This window comes from Paractinoplanes polyasparticus (assembly GCF_019710575.1).
GTDB classification, from domain to species: Bacteria; Actinomycetota; Actinomycetes; order Mycobacteriales; family Micromonosporaceae; genus Actinoplanes; species Actinoplanes polyasparticus.
In genome coordinates, this window is sequence record NZ_JAHWFK010000031.1 from 218,545 (window position 1) to 239,352 (window position 20,808).

Sequence of the window (20,808 nt, forward strand, 5' to 3'; positions counted from 1 at the left end):
CACGACGGCCGAACGAGACTGATCTTCACCTCGACACGCTGATCAACATCGATTCAGCAGATCGTATTAAGGGCTTCTAAGCTGTGGCCGGTGACCATTGTCCGTCGACGCTGGTGGGGGCCGCTTTCGTGACCGGGCCGGAGGGCGACGTGCGCTTCGCCGTGCTGGGGCCGGTGGAGGTGTGGCGTGGCGGGCAGCCGGTCGATCCCGGTTCCCGCCAGCAGCGTCTGGTTCTGGCTCTGCTCCTCGCGCGGGCCGGCCGGCCGGTCGGCATCGCGGATTTTGTCGCGCTGTTGTGGGACGAGCGGCCGCCGCGCAGCGCCGCGAACATCGTGCACCTTTATCTGGGCCGGCTGCGGCGGCTGTTCGAGCCCGGCCTGCGCCCGCGTGCGTCCGGCCGCTGGGTGGCGGGTGACGCGGCCGGCTATCGCCTGGTGGTCGACGCGGACGGGCTGGATCTGCTGAGGTTCCGGAGCTTGGCGCAAAGGGCGCGCGCGGCTGACGACCCCGCTGCGGCGCTGGCCGCCTACGTCGAAGCGCTGGAGTTGTCGCGTGGGCCGTGCGCCGGCGCGCCGGAGCTGGTCAGCCGTCCGGTCGCCGAGTTCGAGGCGGTGGACAACGAGTACGCCGATCTGGTGCGGGAGGCCGCCGACCGGGCCCTGCGCGCCGGCGCGGCCCGTGTCGTGCTTCCGATGCTGCGACGGGTGGCCCAGCAACGTCCGCTGGATGAGGCCGTTCAGGCCAGGTTGCTGCTGACGTTGTCCGCGACCGGGCAGCAGGCCGAGGCCATCGCTCTGTACCAGGAACTTCGCGGCCGGCTCGCCGGCGACCTCGGCATCGATCCGGGCCCGGAGCTGCAGGAGGCGTACCGGAGCGTCCTGCGCAACGGCCCGCCGGAGGATCCGCCGGCGGGCGGGTTGCACATCCGCCCGGGCCAGCTGCTGCCGGACCTGCCCCACTTCACGGGCCGGGGCGAGACCCTGCGCCGGGCGCTGGCGCTCATCCATGGCCGCGCCGCCGAGGGCGCCTTGCGGATCGTGGCCGTCGAAGGCATTCCCGGCGTCGGCAAGACCAGCCTCGCGACCCACCTCGCGTATCGGGTGGCCGGCGAGTTCCCGGACGGCCAGCTCTACGCCGACCTGAGAGGTCTGGACCCGGACGCCGCGCCGGCTCCGGGCGAGGTGCTGCAAGCTTTCCTGCACGCGCTGGGTGTCCGTGGCCCGGACATCCCGGAGAGCGACCTGGCCCGGTCCGGGCACTACCGCAGTGTCCTGGCGGAGCGCCGGGTGCTCATCGTGCTGGACAACGTCCGCGATGCCGAGCAGGTCCGGCCCCTGCTGCCCGGCGCCCCCGGCAGCCTCGTCCTGGTCACGAGCCGCTACAGCCTGGCCGGTCTCGTCGCGACCCACGGGGCCCACGTGCTGGCCCTCGACGTTCTGCCGGTCGACGAGGCGCGCGAGCTCCTGGTCTCCCGCGTGGGTCCCGCGCGAGCTCTGGCCGACCGGCAGGCGCTGGACGAGATCGTCGACCGGTGCGGAGGCCTTCCGCTGGCCCTCGCCGTGGTGGCCGCCCGTGCCCTGGCCCGTCCCGGACCTGGGCTGGCGGCTGTCGCGCGCGAGCTGCACGACGCTCAGGGCAGCCTCGACGGGTTCGATTCCGACGATCCGGACAGCGACCTGCGGGCCATCTTCTCCTGGTCCTACCGTGGCCTCAGTCCGGCGGCAGCGCGTCTCTTCCGTCTGTCGGCCCTGCATCCTGGTCCGGATCTCACCCTCCCGGCGGCGGCGAGCCTCGGCGGCCTGTCCACACGCGACGCTCGCGGCGTGTTCGGCGAACTGGTACGCAGCAGGCTGATCACGGAACGCCGGCCCGGCCGTTACGGCGCCCACGACCTGATCGCCGCGTACGCGCGTGAGCTGATGCTCGGCGCCGATTCCGGCGCCGAGCGCGACGCCGCCGCGGACAGGTTGCTCCTCCACTACCGGCGTGCCGCCTACGCGGCCAACCTCTTCATCAATGCCGAGATCGACGCGGACCCGCCCGCCGCGCGGGACGGGGTCGTCGACGAGAGCCCGGGCGACGGCAAGGAGGCCGCCGACTGGTTCGCCGCCGAACGTGAGGTGCTCAAGGCCGTCGTGCGTCAGGCCAACGACAGGGGCCGGGTGTACGACGCCTGGCAGCTGGAGCTCACGGTGCAGGGTTTCTATCAGCGCGAGGGCTGGTGGCAGGAGTGGGCGACCGTGGTGCGCGAGTGCCTGAACGCGGCCGACAGCGCCGCCGACCCGGCCGGGTCGGCGAACATGCTGCGCAGTCTGGCCGGCGCCCAGTTCTACCTGGGCAACAGCGCCCTCGCGCTGGTCCTGCTCGAACGGGCGCTGGTGATCTTCACCGAGCTCGGCAACGCGTCCCGGGAGGCGCTGACGCTGCGCAATCTCGGCGAGGTGAGCTTCGCGGTGGGTGACCACGACCGCTCCGTCGCCTGCCACCATCAGGCCCTGCGCATGGCGGAGGCGCTCGGTGACCGGACGGCGCAGGCGGATGTGCTGTGCCGTCTCGCCGACGCGCAGTACGAACTCGGCCGCCGCACACTGAGTTTCGAGACCATCGGCCGCGCCCTGACCCTGAGCGAGCAGCTCGCCGACGACGTCCGGCGCAGCGAGTGCCGTCTCCGGCGCGCCCAGCTGTATCTGCGCGAACGGCAGTTCACCGAATCGCTCGCCGACTGGACCGCGGCCCGGGACCTCTCCCAGGCGGTCGGCCATCGGGTGCACATGGTCCGCGCGAGGCTGGGCCTCGGCGACATCGCCTGTGCGATGAACGACCGCCCCGCTGCCCGGGCGGCGTGGCTGGAGGCGCTCGCCCTGGGCAACGACTCGGATCCGCAGCAGGCGGAACAGATCCGGCGACGCCTGGCCCAACTCGGCGAGAGTGCCGACGGCGCGGCGGCGTAGGCCCTAGCTTGGCGCATCATCGCCGTGCGGGAGATAGCGCTCGCTCCACCGCGACAGCGGCTGGAGCGTGGCGATCAGCTCCTCGGCCTCGACCGTGAGCGCATAGGTGATCTGGACCGGTGTGCTGGGAACGACGGTGCGCTCGATGAGGCGGCGCTCCTGCAACTGCTTGAGGCGCAGCGTGAGCTGAGGGTCGGAGATGCCCGGGACCAGGGCGCGGTACTCCTTGAAGCGGCGCGCGCCGCGGGCCCCCGCGAGCAGGATGGGGCCGGTCCAGCGGGTGCCGATGATGTCGATCGCCCGCAGGATGCGAAAGCAGCTTTCCTCGTCGACCCGAGGCTCGTCCGGCTTGTTCACTTCTCAAAAGTAAGTAACTTGGGGGGCGTTTGCCACTCCCGGCGGGCGGCAGGACGCTTCTCACAACCGAAGAGAGAAGGCGTCATGACGCAGCAAGCGGCACCTACGGCCCGGACAGTGCAACGGGTTCTCGACAAGACCGATCTCGGTCCGACCCCCATGTCGGCCCGGAGCTCGCTGATCATCGCTCCCGGCCGCGACGCCTGGACCGACCCGTTCCTGGTGATGGGCGAGGAGCTGGTCAACCAGCCCGGATTCGACTGGCATCCGCACCGCGGCATGGAGACCGTCACCCTGATCCTGGACGGAGCGCTCGAGCACGGCGACAGCATGGGCCACGCCGGGGTGCTCGGGCCCGGGGACGTGCAGTGGATGACCGCAGGCCGCGGCATCATCCACCGGGAGGTCGCCGCCCGGTCGGAGCACGCGCACATCATCCAGATGTGGGTCAACCTGCCGGCCGATCAGAAGCTGGTGCCCACCCGCTACCAGGACCTGCGCGCCGGCATGCACGCCGTGCACACCGAGCCGGGGGTGCTGGTTCAGCTGATCTCGGGCGAGACCGGCTCGCTGCGCGGCCCGGCGGTCAACCAGTGGCCGATCCTCGGCATGCTGATCACGCTGGATCCCAGGACCGGCTACCGGCAGCTGCTCGACGGCGATCAGCGCGCGTTCGCGTACGTGATCTCGGGCCGGCTCACCGTGGCCGGCCGCAGTGTGCGCGCCGGGCAGGTCGCCTGGTCCGATCCGGCAGCGCAGCCGGGCGGCCCGACCGCGCTGGCGCTGGCCACCGGCGACGGGGACGAGCAGACCCAGGTGCTGCTCTTCGCCGGACGCCCCATCGGCGAATCCGTGTACGCCAGCGGCCCGTTCGTGATGAACTCGCGCGACGAGATCGAGCAGGCGTACCGCGACTTCCACTCCGGCAAGTTCGGCAGCATCCCGCGCCACACCCGCCTCCCCGCCGGCGCCTGAGGCTCTTTTGACTCGCGTGCGTCGGCGGTGTGGAATATGTTGCATGCCGGTCCCTGCGCGTATGGGTGTCATCTCGCGGTCGTTGCTGCGGGAGAACGCCTATCAGTCGATCCGCGATGCGATCGTCGACGGCACGCTGGCCCCGGGGGAGCGGCTCAACGACGCCGAGCTCGCCCAGTGGCTGGGGGTGAGCCGCACCCCGGTGCGCGAGGCGCTGACCCGGCTCGAGGAATCGGGGCTGGTGCGGACCAAGCCCGGCCGCTACACGATGGTGAGCCCGCTGGACGCTCGCGCCGCGCGAGCCGCGCAGACGGTCACCGCGGCGATGCATGAGCTGGCCGTACGCGAGGCGGTGCCGCACCTGTCGGCCGGTGAGATGGAGGCGATGCGCGCGGCCAACGCCCGGTTCGCGGCGGCCCTGCAGGCGGACGACGTCGATGCGGCCATCGCCGCGGACGACGAGTTCCACGGTGTCGCGGTGACGGCCTCGGCCAATCCCGCGATCCGCGCGGTCGTCGAGCAGTTCACCCCGGTTCTGCGGCGGCTGGAACGGCTGCGGTTCTCGTCGCTCAACGGCCGGGCCTCGGTGGCGCTGCACGAGCGCATCGTGACCCTGTGCGAAGCGCGCGATGTGGAGGGCGCGGCCGTGGCCGCCCGGGAGAACTGGCTGAGTCTCGACGAGGTCTTCGACCTGGCCGTTGACGACGAACGGCCCGCGTGACCGGCGGTGCGAAAGCACACCCTCGGCATCGACGGCCCGGTCCACGAGACCTACCTGGCCGGCCTTCCGGATGACCCCGGCCTGATGGCCGCGCCTACGCTCGCAAGATGATCGGACGCCGTCGTGAGCTGGCCGTCGTGCAACGGCTGCTGGACCGTGCGGTCGCCGGCTCGGGTGAGCTTCTCACCGTCGTGGGCCCGGCCGGATCGGGAAGGACGGTGCTCGCCGAGGGGGCAGCGGAGCTGGCCCGGCAGCGTGGACTGCCGGTTCTGCGGTCGGTGGCGGCCGGCGGAACGGGCGCCCGGCTGGTGATCCTCGATGATCTCGACCCGGCCGCGGATACGGCGGATCTCGATCGGCTGGTTCTCGGCGGCGCCGCTGTGCTGGCCACCACCGACGCGGCCACGGGGTCGGGCCGGCATCTCTTTCTCGCCCCGTTCACCGAAGCCGAACTGGCCGTGCTGCTGCCCGGGCGGCCGCCCGGAACGGTGCACGCGATGTGGTTGCTCACCGCGGGCTGGCCCGGTCCGGTACTCGACCTCGCGGCGGCCGTGCCCCGGGACGCCGGCGCGGACGCCGTCGTGGAGATCGCACTCTCGACGCCGTCCCGGGGCGAGTTCCTCGTGCTCGACACGGCGCTGATCCGGCTGCTGGAGGAGGCCGCGTCGCGGGCGTCACCGCCGGCCACCCGGGCCCGGGTGCTGGTGCGGCTGGCCGGCGAGCTGCTGGGTGACCCGTCCGCGGCGGCGCGGCGACGGGAACTGGTCGACGAGGCAGTCCGGCTCGCCCGGGCCACCGACGACCCCCGGACCCTGGCCGCCGTGCTGGACGGGCGGCTGCACGGGTTGTGGGACCCGGCCGCGGCCGGCGAGCGGCTGTCCACCGCGTCCCGGATCGTCGACCTCGCGCGCCGGGCCGGGGACGCGGTTCTCGAGCGGCGTGGGCTGTTCTGGCGGTTCACCGCTCTGGCCGAGCTCGGCGACCTCGACGCGGCGGAGGCCGCCCTGGTGGCGTACGCGCGGGCGGGGGAGCGGGACGGTGACCCCGAGGCGGCGGTCGTCGCGCTGTCCCGCCAAGCGGTGCTGGCGTTGGTCCGCGGCCGTCTGGAACTCGCGGAGGAGCTGGCCGCCGAGGTGACCGAGGCCGGGCGACGGGCCGGGCTGGCCGACACCGACCGGTTGACGGCGTCGCTCCGGGGCCGGCTGGCGCTGCTGCGCGGCGAAGCGGCCGGTCAGGTCGAACCGCTGCGGGCGCTCGCACGGCGACTGCCCGGGCACTTCTTCGAGGTGACGGCAGCTCGGGCGCTGGCCGAGTCGGGTCAGGTCGCGCCGGCGTTGCTCGAGGTGGACCGCCTGCTGCCGGCGGTGCTGGCCGGGGCCGGTCCCCGCTGGATCGGCGCCGTGGCCGACCTGGCGCTGGTCGCCTCGCTCGGCGCCGCCCCCGCTGCCGCGCAGGCCCTCTACGACGCGCTGGTTCCCTGTGCCGGCCGCCTGGTCGTCTGGGGCGGGGCGAACACGATCACGGGACCGGTCGACGACTATCTCGGCCGGCTCGCCGCCCACCTGGGGCGGCCGGACGAGGCACGTGCTCATTTCGACCGGGCAGTGGAACTGGAGGAACGGCTGGGCGCGCTGCCCTGGCTGGCGGCCACCCTCGCGGCTCGCGGCGACCGGGCGCGGGCCGCGAGGATCGCCGGCGAGCTCGGCCTGTCCGCTGCCGACGTCTGGCGGCTGGTGCGCGACGGCGACGACTGGGTCTTCGACGCGGGCCCGGAACACGCCCGCCTGCGCGACGTGCGAGGGCTGCACTATCTGCGTACGCTCCTGGCCCGTCCCGCTCAGGAGGTCGCCGCCCTGGATCTGGTGGCGGGCGGCGCCGGACTCGTGACGTCCCCGCCCGAACCCGTGCTGGACGCCGCGGGTCGGTCCGCGTACCGCCGGCGGCTCGACGACCTGGCCGGGCAGTTGGATGCCGCGGACCGCGCCGGCGACGTCGAGCGCGCCACGACGCTGGCGGCCGAGCGGCAGGCCGTGCTGGGCGAGCTGCGGCGGGCCGCCGGACTCGGGGGCCGCACCCGCCGGCACAGCGCCGAGGCGGAACGCGCGCGGGTCAACGCGACGCGCGCCGTCCGGGCCGTGCTGACCCGGCTCGAGCCGCTCATGCCCGTCGCAGCGGCGCACCTGCGTTCCTCGGTGCGCACCGGCAGTCATTTCCGGTACGAACCGGCCGCCGGTGGGCCCGCCCGCTGGCAGGTGTGATCGGAGCCACGAACAACGTGTTCCCCGCCCGGTTACGCCTCCCGGGTATGTCGTCTCCGCTCGTTCTTCTGCACGGACTCACCTTCGACCGGCGGCACTGGGAGCCGTTGCGCCGGCGCCTGGCCGTCGTGGACCCCGGCCGTGAGGTTCTCGCCCTCGACCTGCCGGGTCACGGAGACGCCCCGTCGCGGGCCTCCTACCGCCTGGCGGAGGTCGCCGAGGTGCTGCACAGCCAGATAGCAGCGGCGGGTCTGACCGAGCCACCGACCGTGGTGGGTCACTCGGTGAGCGGGATCATCGCCACTGCCTACGCCGCCCGCTACCCCACTCGTACGGTCGTGAACCTGGACCAGATTCTGCTGCCCGGACCCTTCGGCGCCATCGTGCGCGCAGCGGAGCCGGAGCTTCGGGGCCCGGGCTGGCGTGCGGTCTGGGAGCGAATGGTGGCCGGCATGGGAATCGAGGCGCTCGAGGGTGAGGCCAGGCAGCTCGCGGAGACGGCCACCGATCCGCGCCCCGACCTTCTGCTGGGTTACTGGGACGAGGTCATGCACCGTACGGACCAGCAGCTCCGTGCCGACCGCGAGGCCGACCTGCGCAGCATCGGTGAGCGGGGCACCGGCTATCGGTGGGTGACCGCCGCGGAACCGCCGGCCGCCTACGTCGACTGGCTGACGGCGGCGCTGCCCACAACCGTCGTCACGGTGCTGCCCGGCAGCCACCTGCCGCACCTGGAACATCCCGACGAGCTCGCGCTGCTGTTGTCGCGGCTCGCGATCGAGCCGTAGGCGCAGCGACGCGGGGTCTCACCGGCGGGCGGCCGAGGGAACGTCGGTGAGGCCGAACTGATCCCTGACGCCGGCCAGGAAGGTGGCGTCGTCGGCTGCCCGCCGGGCGCTGAGCATCCGGATGCCGTCGGCGCCCGCTTCGTACCGGAGCTGGTCGGTGCCGTCGGTGACCGCGGTGAAGACGGTTTCGGCGATGTTGGCCGGGGCCGAGCCCTCGGCTGTCAGCGGGCCGAGAACGCCGAGGACCTTGCCGACGGCCGGCTGGTAGTCGGCGATCTCCGGGTCGTTGCTGAAGTCGAGGGACCGGCCGCCGAAGTCGGTCCGGATGCCGCCGGGTTCGACCAGCTTCACCCGTACGCCGATCGTGCCGAGCTCGTAGGCCAGTGACTCGGAAAGGCCCTCGACCGCGAACTTCGCGCCGTGGTAGAGCGTGCCGAGCGGGAACGCCATCCGGCCGCCGATCGACGAGATGTTGACGATGACGCCGGAACGCTGCGTCCGGAAGTGCGGCAGCACCGCCTGGGCCGTCGCCAGCAGGCCGAAGACGTTCACCTCGAACTGGCGCCGGATCTTCGCCATCGGCGTGGCCTCCAAGGGTCCGTACGCGCCGTAGCCCGCGTTGTTGACGAGGGCGTCGAGGCGCCCGAAGCGGTCCAGGCCGGCCCGCACCGCCGACGTGATCGAGCCGGCGTCCTCGACGTCGAGCCGCGTGACGAGCGTGTTGTCCAGCCGCGTCAGCTCGGTCTCGGCCTCGGGCCGGCGCATGGTGGCGACGACGTTCCAGCCCTTGGCCTGGAACAGTTCGGCCGTGGCGCGGCCCAGGCCGCTGGAGGTTCCGGTGATCAGCACTGTCTGAGTCATGGATCAATCGTCGGCCCCGCCGAGGCTCAGCCCTAGACTGTTCGGCGCGCTCCGATGCCTGATCCGCTCACCGCTGCGACCCGCGTGTGAGTGCCATACTCGCGGATGTGGAAGCGCTGACCGAGCTGCGCGAGCTCATTCCTCGGCTGCACGGCACGGTCGCGCGGGGCAGTTGGCTGCCCGGCTCGCTGGTGACGGCCGCGACCGCCGAATCCGAGCCGTACTGCTCGCACGTCGAACCCATGGTCGCCGTCGTGGTGGCCGGCGAGAAGCGGATGGCTCTGGCCGGGCACGAGTTCCGCTACGGCGCCGGCGAATACCTGGTCTTCTCGATGGAGTTGGCGGTCACGGCACGGATCACCCGGGCCGACCCGTTCCTCGCGGCCGGGGTGCGCCTGCGTCCCGAGCTCATCGCCGAGCTGCTGCTCGAATCGCCCGAGTCGGCCGCGCGGGACACCCCCGGGCCCGGCGCCGGGGTCGCCACCGCGGACGACGACCTGCTCGGCGCGCTCGTGCGGCTGCTGCGCCTCGTCGAGCGGCCGCGGGATTTCGCGATCCTGGCTCCGGGGGTCGAGCGGGAGATCCACTGGCGGCTGCTGACCGGCCCCCTGGGCGGTCTCGTCCGGCAGGTCGGCCGGGCCGACGAGCGCTTCACGATCGCCCGGCGCGCCGCGCGCTGGCTCGAGGATCACTACGACCGGGCCATCCGAGTCGATGACCTGGCCCGTCACGCGGGTGTCAGCGTCGCCACGCTCAACCGGCACTTCCGGGCGGCCACCCTGATGAGCCCGGTGCAATACCAGAAGCAGCTGCGCCTGCAGGAGGCCCGGATCCGGCTCGCGGCCGCGCCGGGGGATGTGGCCGGGGTCGGGCACGCGGTGGGGTACGGGAGCCTGTCGCAATTCAGCCGCGAATACCGCCGGCTCTTCGGCGTGCCGCCGAGCGAGGACGCCCGCCGCACCCGCCCCCCGTCGGCCTGAGACCAGCGGCGGCCGGCCCGGCGCAGCAGATCCGGCGGCGAATGCGTTCTTAGCCCAGGGGCACCGGACGGGCGCCACCGACGGGGAGGACGGATGAGCTTCGAGGAGTTCGCGGCGGCGCGGTTGGCCTCGCTGCTGCGATATGCGGTGCTGCTCAGCGGCGACCGCGAGGAAGCCCGCGACATCGTCCAGGAGGTGCTGGCCCGGGCGCTGGTGAAGTGGGGCCGGATCGGCTCGGTGCACGATCCCTACGGCTACGTGCGGCGGATGGTGACCAATGAGTTCCTGTCGCTGCGCCGCCGCCGGCGGGTGTGGACAGTGCCGCTGGGACCGGACGCGGTCGACGGCGCGTCGGCGCCGCGCGTGCCGGAACAGCCGGAGCCGGACGACGACCTGTGGCACCTGCTGATGAGGTTGCCACGCCAGCAGCGGGCGGTGATCGTGCTGCGCTACTACGAGAGCCTCAGCGATCTGGAGATAGCGGAGGTGCTCGGCTGCCGCACCGGGACAGTGCGCAGCAACGCCAGCCGGGCGCTGGCCGCGCTGCGGGTCGAACTCGACGAGCCTGCGAACAACGAAAGGATCCCCTCGTGACCAGCCTCGACGAGCTCCGGCGCACCCTCGAGCAGCGCGCCGATCTCGCCCCCGACGCCGTCGGCCTGGTGGAGCAGGCACGAGCCGGCGCCGTGCGCCTGCGTCGCCGCAACCGGTTCCGCGCGGTCGCCGCCGCGGTCGTCGCCGTGGCTGTCGCGGTGGGCGTCCCGTACGCCGCCCGGCTGAACCCCAGCGAGCCGGCACCGAACCCGGCCGGTCCCATGACGTACTACCGCGAGCCGTTCCAGCTCACCCTCGACCTCGCGCCCGGCCCCGTCTACTTCACCCTGACCCACGGCACCCAGGGCAGGACGCAATTCCTGGTCGCCCGGCCGATCGGCACGCCCAAGGACGACTCCGGCGGCACCATCGCCGCCCACGACCCGGGCACGTTCGACCCCACCCGGCTGCGCCGTGGCGAGCGGGTCACCGTGCACGGCCACCCCGCCTTCTATGTGCAGAACCTGGACCCGCCCGCACCGTCCGAGCCCGCCGGCACGAACGCGTCCGGCCCGGACTCGTCGTACCGGATCGGAGCGGCGGTGGGCTGGCAGGACCCGTCCGGCGCGTGGGTGACCGTCTCCGACGGCGCGAGCCGAGCCGCGATGCTGCGGCTGGCCGAGAGCGTCCGGCTGACGTCGCCGCGCACCGCGCGGGCGCCGGTGAGGTTCGGTTGGGTGCCGCTGGACCTGCCGGTCACCTATACCGAGAGCCGCGACGTGGCGGCCCACGGAGTGTCGGCGAACATCGGGTTCGGCGGCCCCGCCGAACCGTCCGGGCAGCCGTCCAGTCCGTTCTTCGCGATGCCGTACGACACCCCGCTGAGCGTGTCTGTGCTGCCGATGGAGGGCATCATGACCGCGTGGGGGGAGGACTACGCCGATCGCCCGATGCGCGTCATCGCCGGCCACCGGACCTGGTACATCGAGGGTGATGCCGGTCCGCTCGCCAGCCGGGACGGCAGTCACATGCTGATCCAGGCCGGCTCGTGCGGGATCACCATCGCGGTCCGGGACCGAGCCTCGATCCCGTCCGCGGCGCTCGAGAGGATGGTCGAGAACATGACCTTCGGCGGGTGCGACGACACATCGGACTGGCTGCCGATCGTCGGCTCCTGATCACACGGCCCTGATGTCGCAGTCGGTCCTCACGATGTCGCAGTCGGTCCTCACGATGTCGCGGTCGGTCCTCACGATGTCGCGGTCGGTCCTCACGTGAGAGCGGCTGCGCCGAACGACACCGAGAAGCGTTTGCACCAGATGCTGACGCTGCGGAAGTCGCTCGGGTCGATGTTGTCGCGGAGGCGGTACACCTGGTTGCCGTGATTGCCCTTGAGCCGACCCAACTCCGCGTACTCGCCGTCGTCGAAGACGTGCCAGCCGTCGGCGCCGGCCCGTACGGGTTGGTCGGACAGCCATACCCGCAGGTCAGGCCCGTCGGAGGTATCCAGGCCGACCAGTTCCAGCTGGTGGCTGCCGTCCGCGTTGCGGACCATCCTGGCGGTGCCGGTGGTTCCGTGCTCGTGGGTGACGAACGAACCCTGCGTGAGCACCATCGCGGCCGGTTCCCGCGGCTTCGAAGAGGGGGCCGATGCCGCCGATGCGGCCGGAGAAGCGGAAACTTCGATGGACAGCGCGTCCGTCACGGTCGTGTCGGTGAGGAGTCGCCAGGGCTGGAACCAGTAGAGGCCCACGGCGCCGCCGACGCTGAACAGCGCTGCGACGAGCCAGGCAACGGGCTTGGACAAGGTTCGGCGAATCATGGCTTCGAGCCAACCCGGAGCCGACCGTTCGCGCCAGGCTGCGGTGCTTACGGTCACCTTACGGCGGGAGCCCGCCGCCCTGTCCCGCCCGGTCCGCCGGGAACGGCATAACGCGGAGAGAAGCGGGCACGCTAGCAGCCGTGCAAACGTCTGACGTCGTATTCGCGGTCATCGGTTTCGGGGCGCTGCTCGCCGGGATCCTGCCGCGCCTGCTCGAGCGCCGGCCGCTGTCGATGCCGATCGCGTTCCTGGGTCTCGGCATGCTCGTCTTCGGTCTGCCGCTCGGTCTGCCCGACGCCGATCCGCTGACCCATTCCAAGGCCACGGAGCACCTGACCGAGGTCGGCGTCATCGTCGCCCTGATGGGAGCGGGTCTGAAGATCGACCGGCCGCTCAGCGGGCGGGGCTGGGCGTCCACGTGGCGGCTGCTCGTGATCGCGATGCCGGTGACCATCGCCGCGGTGGCGCTGCTCGGCTGGTGGTGGGCCGGACTCGTACCGGCCGCCGCCTTGCTGCTGGGCGCTGCGCTTGCCCCGACCGACCCGGTTCTCGCCTCGGACGTCCAGGTCGGCGAGCCCACCGACTCCGAGGACTCCGAGGACGAGGTGCGGTTCGCGCTCACCTCCGAGGCCGGGCTCAACGACGGGCTCGCGTTCCCCTTCGTCTACGCGGCCATCGCGATGGCCGGGACGGCCGGGCTGGGCTGGATCGGCCACTGGGCCTGGCAGGACCTGCTCTACAAGCTCGCCATGGGCGTGATCGGCGGGTTGATCGTGGGCAGGGTGCTGGGCTGGCTGTTCTTCCGTCCTCGTGCCGAGGCGCTGCGCCTGGCCCGCCATTCCGAGGGTTTCCTCGCCCTGGCGGCGACGTTCGTGGCGTACGGAGTGGTGGAAGTCGCGGGAGGGTACGGCTTCCTGGCCGTGTTCGTCGCCGCGCGAGCCATCCGTGCCGCCGAGCGGTCACACGACTACCACCAGGTGTTGCACGACTTCGCCGAGCAGACCGAGCGGCTGCTCACCGTCCTTCTGCTGCTGCTCTTCGGTGGTGCGATCGTGGGCGGACTGCTCGAAGCCCTCACCTGGCCCGCCGTCTTCGTGGGGCTCGCGCTGTTGTTCGTCATCCGGCCGCTGACCGGCATCCTGTCTCTGCGCGGGGCGCCCGGCTCGACCGCGGAGCACTGGGTGATCGCCGCCTTCGGCATCCGGGGGATCGGTTCGTTCTACTACCTGTCCTACGCGTTGACGCATGCCGCCTTCCCCGGCGCCGACCTGATCTGGGCGACCATCGGCTTCGTCGTGCTCGTGTCGGTGGTTCTGCACGGCGTGGCGGCCACGCCGGTGATGCAGATGCTGGACCGCGCCCACGATCGCACGGGGCAGCGCGGGCCGCAGCCGGAACCCAGCCGGTGAACCGGCAGAACGGGCTTACGGGATCCGGGCGACGGCCCCGTACCCGGTGGCCTCGGCGGCGGTCGGGCGGGGTCCCGGTTCGGGGCGCCAGTCGCTCACCGAGACGATTCCCGGGTCCAGCAGTTCGAGACCGTTGAAGAACGGGGTGACCTCGGCCAGCGTACGCGGGCTGAACCGGGGCTTGATGCCCTCGTTGATCGCGTTCATCGCGGCGATCGTCTCGGGGTCGAGCGGATCGAACGTCGCGTGCGACAGCATCAGGTAGCTGCCGGCCGGCAGCGCGGAGACGAGCTCGCTCACGATGCCGTAGGGGTCCTCGTGGTCCTCGACGAAGTGCATGATCGCCACCAGCTGCAGCGCGATGGGCCGGGACCAGTCCAGGGTGCTGCGCACGGCGGGGTCGTCCAGGATCTTCCGCGGTTCCCGCACGTCGGCGTCGATGTAGGCGGTGGCGCCCTCGTCCGAACTGGTCAGCAACGCCCGGGCGTGGCTCAGCACCAGCGGGTCGTTGTCCACGTAGACGATCCGCGACTCCGGGGCGATTCCCTGGGCCACGTCGTGCACATTGTCGGCGGTGGGCAGCCCGGTGCCGATGTCGAGGAACTGCCGGATACCGGCCTCGCGGGCGAGGTGACGCACCGCCCGCTGCATGAACGCGCGGTTCTCGCGGGCGGCGGTGCGGATGTGCGGGAACACGCCGGCGATCGCGTCACCGGCATCGCGGTCGGCCTGGAAATTGTCCTTGCCGCCGAGCCAGTAGTTGTACCGACGCGCCGGATGCGGCCGGGTGGGGTCGAGGTCCGGCCCGCCGCGCTGATCCGTGCCCTGCTCGCTGCCCATCACCGTCTCCATTGTCCCTCGATGCGATCCCGCCATCCTAGATCGGCCGCGAAATCCGTCCGCCCTTCGGTGCGGCGCAGGGAGGACGGGCGCGGCCCGCACGGCCTCGTCGACGGTGGCGATCACCGAGGCCAGGCCAGCTGGGCCAATGCTCGCGCGGGCCCTCGCCAAGCTGCGGGAGGAGCTCGGCCCGGACGCCGGCTGACCGGTTCCCGGCGCGGAAGGCTCAGAACGTGCCTCGATAGAGTGAGCAACCGCGGCAGACCTCCGGCGGATCGCTGCTGATCAGCCGGCGCCGGAACTCGCGGTAGCGCGCGCCGTGCCAGATCTCGGCGAAAGTCTGCTCGCCGACCTGCCCCAGGGTGGCCCGGTCGTCGCCCATGACCATGCAGCAGGGTTGGACCACGCCGGCGCTGGTGACGTAGACAGCCTCCCAGGGCCAGGAACACCCGCGACCGTCGGACGGCCCGGGCTCGGTCATGGTGAGCCCGGGCAACCGCAGTCGCAGGCCGGTCTCGGCGGCGGCGGAGTTCGCCCGGGCGAACAGGGCGGCGGCGTGGTCGAGGTCGGCGCCGGTCCAGAGCGCCTGATCGGCCGTGAAGGATCGGATGCCCGCGTACCGGCCGGCCGGGTCGGTGTCGGAGAAGCTGTGCGACAGGTTCTGCACGTGCAGCTCGTCGACCCCGATGCCGGCCAGCAGGCGGACCAGGTCCGGCAGCTCGCCGACGTTGCCGCGCATCGCCACGAACACCACCCGGATCCACGGGGTCACGCTCCCGGCCTGCCGCTTGGCGGTGACCAGCCCGGCCAGGTTCTCCACGACGCTCGCGAATCGCGCGCCGTCGCGGATGTTCTCGTAGGTCGCTGCGGTGGCGCCGTCCAGCGAGACGTGCAGCCAGTCGACCCCGCTGCCGACCAGCTCGTCGGCCCGCCGGCGGTTGAGCAGCGTCGCGTTGCTGTTGAAGCCGACCGTGATCCGGCGATCGACGGCCGCGCGGATCATGTCGAGCAGATAGGGGGAGAGGAGCGGCTCGCCCAGGCCCTGCAGGGTGAGCCGCCGCAGCTCGGGCAGGTCGCCGATGAGTCGCTGGAACAACTCGAGCGGCATGGCCCCGGCCAGCTTGTTGACCGGCGGCCGGTAGCGGACGAGGCACATGGTGCAGGCCAGATTGCAGGCTGCGGTGATCTCGACCTGCAGGTGCGGCGGCAGCGCCGGTTCATCCTGATCGACCGGCATGGGCGTCATACGCGGCGCATTCCCCGCCCGGCCGGCTTGAAACCGGCTCCGGTACGGGCAGATTCGCGGGCGGCATCCGGCTTGACAAAGGGCGCGGTCCTTCGTGGACGATGCGGGATGCGCATTCTCGTCGTGGGTGGAAGTGGTCTCGTCGGGGCCCATGTCGCGGAGGTGCTGCGTGAGCGCGGCCACGCGGTGACCAGTGTGGCGCGTGCCGCGGCCCCCGGCGTGGACCACCGGCTCGATCTGGGAGCCGCCTCGGCCGAGCAGATGCGGCCGCTGCTGGCCGGGCACGACGGCGTGGTCTTCGCCGCCCGCACGGACGAGCAACGACCGCTGCGCCGGCCGATCCATCCGGCGTTCCGCCGAGACATGGTGGAGCCGGTGGTACGCCTGTTCGCCGCGGCCCGCCACGAGGGGCTGACCCGCGGCGTCATCATGGGCTCGTACTACACGTACTTCGATCGGCTGCATCCGCAGTGGCGCCTTCCGGAACGGCACGTCTATGTCCGCTGCCGGGTCGAGCAGGCCCGGGAGGCGCGGGTGGCCGCCGGTCCCGGTCTGCCGGTCGCCGTCCTGGAGCTGCCGTTCGTGTTCGGCCGTGCCGGCGACCGCCTGCCGAACTGGGCGCCCGCCCTGGATCGCTGGGTCCGGTCCCGTGCGCCGCTGGTCGCCCCGCCCGGCGGGACAGCGGCCACCTCGGCCCGCCGCGTGGCCGAGGTCGCGGCGGACGCGCTCGAACGCGGCAGCGGCCAGGACATCCCGGTGGCCGACGAGAACCTGACCTGGTCCGAGATGATCACTCGGATCGCCGCGGCAGCCGATCGTCCGCGCCGGGCCGTTCGCCTCCCGGCTGTCGCGATGCGCGGGTCGCTCCGGCTCGGCGGGGCCTTGCAGGCTCTGAGCGGCCGGGAGTCGGGCACCAATCTGACGTACCTGGCCGACCTGCTGCTGGCCGACCTGTTCATCGAGCCGGTGTCGGGCCGGCCGCTGGAGGAGGCCATCCGGGACACGTTCAAGCCTTGACGCCGCTCAGCGCACCCGGACCAGTCCCTGCTGGTAGGCGAGGACGACCAGCTGGGCGCGGTCGCGGGCCCGCACCTTCATCATCGCCCGGTGGATGTGCGTCCGTACCGTCAAGGGGCTCACGGTCAGGCGGTCGGCGATCTCCTGGTTCGACAGGCCGTGGGCGGCCAGCGCGGTCATCTCGCGCTCCCGGTCGGTCAGCGTCGCCAATGAGCCCCGGGACGGCTCGCCGACGGTGCCGGGACCGGACAGGAACTGGTTGATGAGCGCGCGGGTGGCTGACGGCGAGAGCAGCGCCTCGCCCCCGACCACGGTCCTGATGCCGGCCAGCAGAACGTCCGGGGTGACGTCCTTGCCGAGAAAGCCGCTGGCCCCCGCCTCGAGCGCGCGGGCCACGTACTCGTCGGTTTCGAACGTGGTGAGGATCAGCACGCGCGTCCGTGCCAGCTCGGTCGTGGAACAGATGCGTCGCGTCGCGGCCAGCCCGTCGAGGACCGGCATCCGGATGTCCATCAGGACGAGGTCGGGCCGGTGCAGCTGAGCGAGTGCGACCGCTTCCTCGCCGTTCGCGGCCTCGGCGACAACCGTCATGTCGTCGCCGGACTCGATCAGCATCCGGAACGTCGAGCGCAGCAGCGCCTGGTCGTCGGCGAGAACGATCCGGATCATCGGAGCACCTGCGCTTCCTGCCAGGGGGCCAGCGGGATGGTGAGGGAGACCGCGTACCGATCGGGGCCGGCCGGTCCGGCCCGGACCGACCCGCCGACCGCGTTCGCGCGTTCGCGCATGCCGATCAGCCCGTAACCGCCGGTTCCGGCCGGAGCGGAGTGGGCCGAGGTGTTGACCACGTGGACGGCGAAGGTGTCCTCCTCGTACGTCAGGCAGATGGTGACGATCGGGCGGACGGCATGTCTGGTGACGTTGGTCAGCGCCTCCTGAACGATCCGGAACGCTGTGAGCTCGACCAGCGACGGTAAGCGCCGCGGCGTCCCGTCGCTGGTCACGGAGACGTCGATCCCGGCCGCCCGGCAGGCTTCGATCACCTCGGAAAGCTGGTCGAGGCCGGGCGCCGGGGTGGTGCCCGGCGAGGAGTCGTCGCCGGGGTTACGGAGCAGTCCCACGGTCGCTTTGAGCTCGCGCAGAGCGGCCGACGTGGAGCCGCTCAGCCCGGCGAGAAGTTGAGGCACCTGCTCCGGACGCTTCCCCAGCAGATGGGCCGCGGTCCCGGCCTGCGCGTTGGCGACCGCGAGGTGATGGGCGACAACATCGTGCAGGTCACGCGCGATGCGCAAGCGTTCCTCGCTCAGCCGGCGGCGCACGTCGTCGTCCCGATTGCGTTCGGCGTCCGCGGCGCGGGCCTCGACCATCCGCAGGTACGCCCGCTGGGCGTGGGTCATCCGTCCGGCGAACACGGCCGGGAGCAGCCACAGGGCGACGCCGACGGTCCGCAGGAGCAGGGACCCTCCCGTCGGGGTCGCGTCGCCCACCGCGCCGCCCGCGATCACCGCGCCCACCGCGATCCCGGTCCACCAGGCCGCCGCCCGCAGACTGCCGGCAACCGTCAGCCGATACAGGCAGCCGATCAGCGGGGCCAGCAGCAACGGCGTCGGCAGGTAGCCGGCCGCGCAGGCGGCAGCGGCGCAGCAGATCGCGACGACGGTCGCCACCCGCGGGAAGCGGGCGGAGGCGAACAGGGCCCCGCTCGCGACCAGGCTCAGCAGCGCGCCGGGAAGCAGCTCGGCCGGCCGGAAGATGCCCTCGGTGCTGAGGCTGGCGCCGAGGGCAGCGAAGACGAACGCGACCAGCGCGGTCAGTACGTTCATCGGGCCGACACTACGTGAACCGGCTCCGATCCCGGCTGCGGTTCGCTCGAGGCCCCGCCCTCGACGTCGACATGCGGCAGCACCCGGTCGAGCCACCGCGGCAGCCACCAGGCCCGCTCGCCGAGCAGCCGCAGGACGGCGGGCACCAGCGTCAGGCGTACCACGAAAGCGTCGAAGAAGACCGCGCACGCGAGCCCGAGGCCCACCATCTTGATCAGCGGCTCGTCGGCCGCCGCGAACCCGCCGAACACCGCGATCATGATTACCGCAGCCGCGACCACGACCTTGGAGCTCTGCTCGAAACCGGTGACGATCGCGTCGTGGGCCGGCCTTCCGTGTACGTGAGCTTCGCGCATCCGCGACACGAGGAAGACCTCGTAGTCCATCGCGAGCCCGAACACGATGCCCACGAGCAGAATCGGCATCAGGCTCATGACCGGCCCGGTCTGCTCGATGCCGAGCAGGTCGGCTGCCCATCCCCACTGGAACACCGCGACGATCACCCCGAGCGCGGCGAACAGCGACAGCAGGAAGCCGAGCGCCGCTTTGACCGGGACCCAGACCGAACGGAAGACCACCAGCAGAAGCAGTACGGCGAGGCCGATCACGATCGCGACGTACGGGACGAGCGCCGACTGCGTCTTGCGTGCCATGTCGATGTCCAGCGCGGTGGTGCCGGTGATCTCGTACCGTACCTGTCCGGCCGCCTCCACGCCGGGGCGCGCGGTTCGCAGCGCTTCCACCAGTGCCTCGGTACGTTCGTCGGTCGGACCGGTCGACGGCACGGCGGTGAGGATCGCCGTGTCGCGCTGCTGGTTGAAGGTCGCCTTGGACACCGACACCACGCCGCTGGTCGTTCTGACGCTGTCCGCCACAGTTGCCACCGCCGACACCGGGTCAGTGGCGCCACGGGCGTCGACCACCACCGTCAGCGGACCGTTGAACCCGGGACCGAACGCCTCGGCCCTCAGGTCGTACGCGCGTCGCTGGGTCTCTGTCGTCGGCAGCGACGCATCCCCGGGCGTGCCGAGTTGCAGGGACAGGGCCGGGACGGCGATCGCGGCCAGCACCGCGACACCGGCCAGCGTGATCACGAGCGGACGGCGCAACACCAGCCGCATCCAGGCCCGCGCCGCCGGGTGGCGCTCCGAGCTGCGGACACCGCTGCGGCGTTGCGATCGGGGGAGGACCCGGTTCGGGGCGAAGCCCAGCAACGCCGGCACCAGGGTCAGCGCCACCAGGACGGCCACCACCACCGCACCCGCGGCGGCCAGTCCCATCTTCGCCAGCGACGGGATCCCCACCACCGACAGACCGGCGAGCGCGATCACCACGGTGGTCCCGGCGAAGGCCACCGCCGAGCCGGCCGTCCCCACCGCGCGCCCCGTGGCCCGCTCGGCGTCGTCGCGGCCGTGGCGCTCCTCGCGGTAGCGGGAGACGACGAACATCGCATAATCGATGCCGACCGCCAGCCCCAGCATCAGCGCGAGCATGCCGCTGGTGATCGCCATCTTCAGCGGCCCGGCGACCGCCCAGACGCCGAGGAACGAGATGGCCACCCCGATGACCGCCGTGAGGAGCGGCAGACCCGCCGCCACCATCGAACCGAAGGTCATCAGCAGGACGACCGCGGCGATCGCCACTCCGGCGAGCTCCATGGCACTCATCCGGGTGCCGGTCTTGAGCGCCGATCCCGACATCTCCGCCGTCAATCCGGCATCGCGCGCCCGCTCCACCGCATCGGCCAGCGCCATGCGCGACTCCTCGGTCACCTCGGACGACGGAACCCCGTACGACACCGACGCGAACCCGGTCGATCCGTCGGCGCTGACGCCTCCGCCGGTCGAGGGCGGCACGACCCGCGACACCTGAGGGCCGCCGGAGACGAGCGCCAGCGCCGCGTCGACGGCCTTCGCGTTCCCCGCGGACGTCAGTCGCTGACCCGGCGGAGCGACGAACACGATGGTCGCCGACGCCCCGTCCGCGGCGGCGCCCGGAAAGCGCTCCGCGATGAGGTCGAACGCCTGCTGCGACTCGATCCCCGGCATCGTCGCCCGGGTGCTGACCGGGCCCTCCGACTCGACGGCGAGCAGCACGACCCCGCCCAGCGCGAACAGCCACACCAGGACGACCAGCCATCGACGGCGATAGGAAAAGCGACCAAGACGATCCAGCATGCCTGCCATGGCGGACACTCCACTTCTCTGCGAAAGGTGCCCACAGCCT

18 protein-coding genes are annotated in these 20,808 nt (G+C 72.2%); 10 read left to right on the top strand and 8 right to left on the bottom strand.

Annotation, left to right across the window (positions count from 1 at the left end; genetic code table 11):
• The first annotated feature begins 128 nt into the window (after window positions 1-128).
• Complete coding sequence (locus tag KXC43_RS28045) at window positions 129-2,951, top strand: AfsR/SARP family transcriptional regulator (protein ID WP_221379147.1); 2,823 nt, start codon at window positions 129-131, stop codon at window positions 2,949-2,951.
• Window positions 2,952-2,954: 3 nt separating this feature from the next.
• On the opposite strand, the gene KXC43_RS28050 is transcribed toward KXC43_RS28045, so the two are convergent.
• Window positions 2,955-3,308, bottom strand: a complete 354-nt coding sequence (locus tag KXC43_RS28050) for a winged helix-turn-helix transcriptional regulator (protein ID WP_221379148.1) — start codon at window positions 3,306-3,308, stop codon at window positions 2,955-2,957.
• Window positions 3,309-3,392: 84 nt separating this feature from the next.
• On the opposite strand from KXC43_RS28050, the gene KXC43_RS28055 reads away from it, so the two are divergent.
• The 4 genes from KXC43_RS28055 (at window position 3,393) to KXC43_RS28070 (ending at window position 8,050) form a co-directional block, all read left to right on the top strand.
• A complete protein-coding gene (locus KXC43_RS28055) occupies window positions 3,393-4,283 on the top strand; it encodes a pirin family protein (RefSeq protein ID WP_221379149.1) in 891 nt (296 codons plus the stop codon).
• Between the two features lie 43 nt (window positions 4,284-4,326).
• Complete coding sequence (locus tag KXC43_RS28060) at window positions 4,327-5,004, top strand: GntR family transcriptional regulator (RefSeq protein ID WP_221379150.1); 678 nt, start codon at window positions 4,327-4,329, stop codon at window positions 5,002-5,004.
• 107 nt (window positions 5,005-5,111) lie between these two features.
• Window positions 5,112-7,262, top strand: coding sequence for an ATP-binding protein (locus tag KXC43_RS28065; protein WP_221379151.1), 2,151 nt, complete (start codon window positions 5,112-5,114; stop codon window positions 7,260-7,262).
• Window positions 7,263-7,309: 47 nt separating this feature from the next.
• Entirely contained in the window at window positions 7,310-8,050 is a 741-nt protein-coding gene (locus KXC43_RS28070; RefSeq protein ID WP_255644929.1) for an alpha/beta fold hydrolase, read from the top strand.
• Between the two features lie 18 nt (window positions 8,051-8,068).
• Here the strand turns inward: KXC43_RS28070 and KXC43_RS28075 are convergent, their stop codons facing one another.
• A complete protein-coding gene (locus KXC43_RS28075) occupies window positions 8,069-8,911 on the bottom strand; it encodes an SDR family oxidoreductase (protein WP_221379153.1) in 843 nt (280 codons plus the stop codon).
• A 107-nt stretch (window positions 8,912-9,018) separates the two neighbouring features.
• Here KXC43_RS28075 and KXC43_RS28080 point away from each other — a divergent pair, with 107 nt between their 5' ends.
• The 3 genes from KXC43_RS28080 to KXC43_RS28090 all read left to right on the top strand — a co-directional run bounded on the left by KXC43_RS28080 (window position 9,019) and on the right by KXC43_RS28090 (window position 11,603).
• Window positions 9,019-9,891, top strand: a complete 873-nt coding sequence (locus KXC43_RS28080) for an AraC family transcriptional regulator (RefSeq protein WP_221379154.1) — start codon at window positions 9,019-9,021, stop codon at window positions 9,889-9,891.
• Window positions 9,892-9,984: 93 nt separating this feature from the next.
• Window positions 9,985-10,485, top strand: coding sequence for a SigE family RNA polymerase sigma factor (locus tag KXC43_RS28085; RefSeq protein ID WP_221379155.1), 501 nt, complete (start codon window positions 9,985-9,987; stop codon window positions 10,483-10,485).
• The gene (locus tag KXC43_RS28090; RefSeq protein ID WP_221379156.1) at window positions 10,482-11,603 is read left to right on the top strand and encodes a hypothetical protein; all 1,122 of its coding nucleotides are present in this window, start codon (window positions 10,482-10,484) and stop codon (window positions 11,601-11,603) included. The genes KXC43_RS28085 and KXC43_RS28090 overlap by 4 nt, the downstream gene beginning before the upstream one ends.
• A 92-nt stretch (window positions 11,604-11,695) precedes the next feature.
• Here KXC43_RS28090 and KXC43_RS28095 read toward each other — a convergent pair whose 3' ends face one another.
• The gene (locus tag KXC43_RS28095) at window positions 11,696-12,247 is read right to left on the bottom strand and encodes a DM13 domain-containing protein (protein ID WP_221379157.1); all 552 of its coding nucleotides are present in this window, start codon (window positions 12,245-12,247) and stop codon (window positions 11,696-11,698) included.
• 140 nt (window positions 12,248-12,387) lie between these two features.
• Between KXC43_RS28095 and KXC43_RS28100 the strand changes: the two genes are divergently transcribed.
• A complete protein-coding gene (locus tag KXC43_RS28100) occupies window positions 12,388-13,656 on the top strand; it encodes a cation:proton antiporter (protein ID WP_221379158.1) in 1,269 nt (422 codons plus the stop codon).
• Window positions 13,657-13,671: 15 nt separating this feature from the next.
• Here the strand turns inward: KXC43_RS28100 and KXC43_RS28105 are convergent, their stop codons facing one another.
• The gene (locus tag KXC43_RS28105) at window positions 13,672-14,508 is read right to left on the bottom strand and encodes an SAM-dependent methyltransferase (protein WP_221379159.1); all 837 of its coding nucleotides are present in this window, start codon (window positions 14,506-14,508) and stop codon (window positions 13,672-13,674) included.
• Between the two features lie 214 nt (window positions 14,509-14,722).
• Window positions 14,723-15,733, bottom strand: coding sequence for a radical SAM protein (locus tag KXC43_RS28110; protein WP_221379160.1), 1,011 nt, complete (start codon window positions 15,731-15,733; stop codon window positions 14,723-14,725).
• 117 nt (window positions 15,734-15,850) lie between these two features.
• On the opposite strand from KXC43_RS28110, the gene KXC43_RS28115 reads away from it, so the two are divergent.
• Entirely contained in the window at window positions 15,851-16,759 is a 909-nt protein-coding gene (locus KXC43_RS28115; protein WP_221379161.1) for an NAD-dependent epimerase/dehydratase family protein, read from the top strand.
• A 6-nt stretch (window positions 16,760-16,765) separates the two neighbouring features.
• On the opposite strand, the gene KXC43_RS28120 is transcribed toward KXC43_RS28115, so the two are convergent.
• The 3 genes from KXC43_RS28120 to KXC43_RS28130 are packed head-to-tail and all read right to left on the bottom strand — an operon-like array spanning window position 16,766 to window position 20,759.
• The gene (locus KXC43_RS28120; protein ID WP_221379162.1) at window positions 16,766-17,428 is read right to left on the bottom strand and encodes a response regulator transcription factor; all 663 of its coding nucleotides are present in this window, start codon (window positions 17,426-17,428) and stop codon (window positions 16,766-16,768) included.
• Window positions 17,425-18,582: a sensor histidine kinase gene (locus KXC43_RS28125; protein ID WP_221379163.1), complete on the bottom strand. Its 1,158-nt coding sequence runs from the start codon at window positions 18,580-18,582 to the stop codon at window positions 17,425-17,427. Before KXC43_RS28125 ends, KXC43_RS28120 begins: the two co-directional genes overlap by 4 nt.
• Complete coding sequence (locus KXC43_RS28130; protein WP_255644930.1) at window positions 18,579-20,759, bottom strand: MMPL family transporter; 2,181 nt, start codon at window positions 20,757-20,759, stop codon at window positions 18,579-18,581. Before KXC43_RS28130 ends, KXC43_RS28125 begins: the two co-directional genes overlap by 4 nt.
• Between the last annotated feature and the right edge of the window lie 49 nt (window positions 20,760-20,808).

Excerpts from the sequence above, each read along its gene's own strand:
- KXC43_RS28115 (WP_221379161.1), top strand. The coding sequence starts at position 15,851 with ATGCGCATTCTCGTCGTGGGTGGAAGTGGTCTCGTCGGGGCCCATGTC.
- KXC43_RS28130 (WP_255644930.1), bottom strand. The coding sequence starts at position 20,759 with ATGCTGGATCGTCTTGGTCGCTTTTCCTATCGCCGTCGATGGCTGGTC.
- KXC43_RS28110 (WP_221379160.1), bottom strand. The coding sequence starts at position 15,733 with ATGCCGGTCGATCAGGATGAACCGGCGCTGCCGCCGCACCTGCAGGTC.
- KXC43_RS28065 (WP_221379151.1), top strand. The coding sequence starts at position 5,112 with ATGATCGGACGCCGTCGTGAGCTGGCCGTCGTGCAACGGCTGCTGGAC.
- KXC43_RS28075 (WP_221379153.1), bottom strand. The coding sequence starts at position 8,911 with ATGACTCAGACAGTGCTGATCACCGGAACCTCCAGCGGCCTGGGCCGC.
- KXC43_RS28120 (WP_221379162.1), bottom strand. The coding sequence starts at position 17,428 with ATGATCCGGATCGTTCTCGCCGACGACCAGGCGCTGCTGCGCTCGACG.
- KXC43_RS28055 (WP_221379149.1), top strand. The coding sequence starts at position 3,393 with ATGACGCAGCAAGCGGCACCTACGGCCCGGACAGTGCAACGGGTTCTC.
- KXC43_RS28070 (WP_255644929.1), top strand. The coding sequence starts at position 7,310 with ATGTCGTCTCCGCTCGTTCTTCTGCACGGACTCACCTTCGACCGGCGG.
- KXC43_RS28105 (WP_221379159.1), bottom strand. The coding sequence starts at position 14,508 with ATGGAGACGGTGATGGGCAGCGAGCAGGGCACGGATCAGCGCGGCGGG.
- KXC43_RS28085 (WP_221379155.1), top strand. The coding sequence starts at position 9,985 with ATGAGCTTCGAGGAGTTCGCGGCGGCGCGGTTGGCCTCGCTGCTGCGA.
- KXC43_RS28060 (WP_221379150.1), top strand. The coding sequence starts at position 4,327 with ATGCCGGTCCCTGCGCGTATGGGTGTCATCTCGCGGTCGTTGCTGCGG.
- KXC43_RS28125 (WP_221379163.1), bottom strand. The coding sequence starts at position 18,582 with ATGAACGTACTGACCGCGCTGGTCGCGTTCGTCTTCGCTGCCCTCGGC.
- KXC43_RS28095 (WP_221379157.1), bottom strand. The coding sequence starts at position 12,247 with ATGATTCGCCGAACCTTGTCCAAGCCCGTTGCCTGGCTCGTCGCAGCG.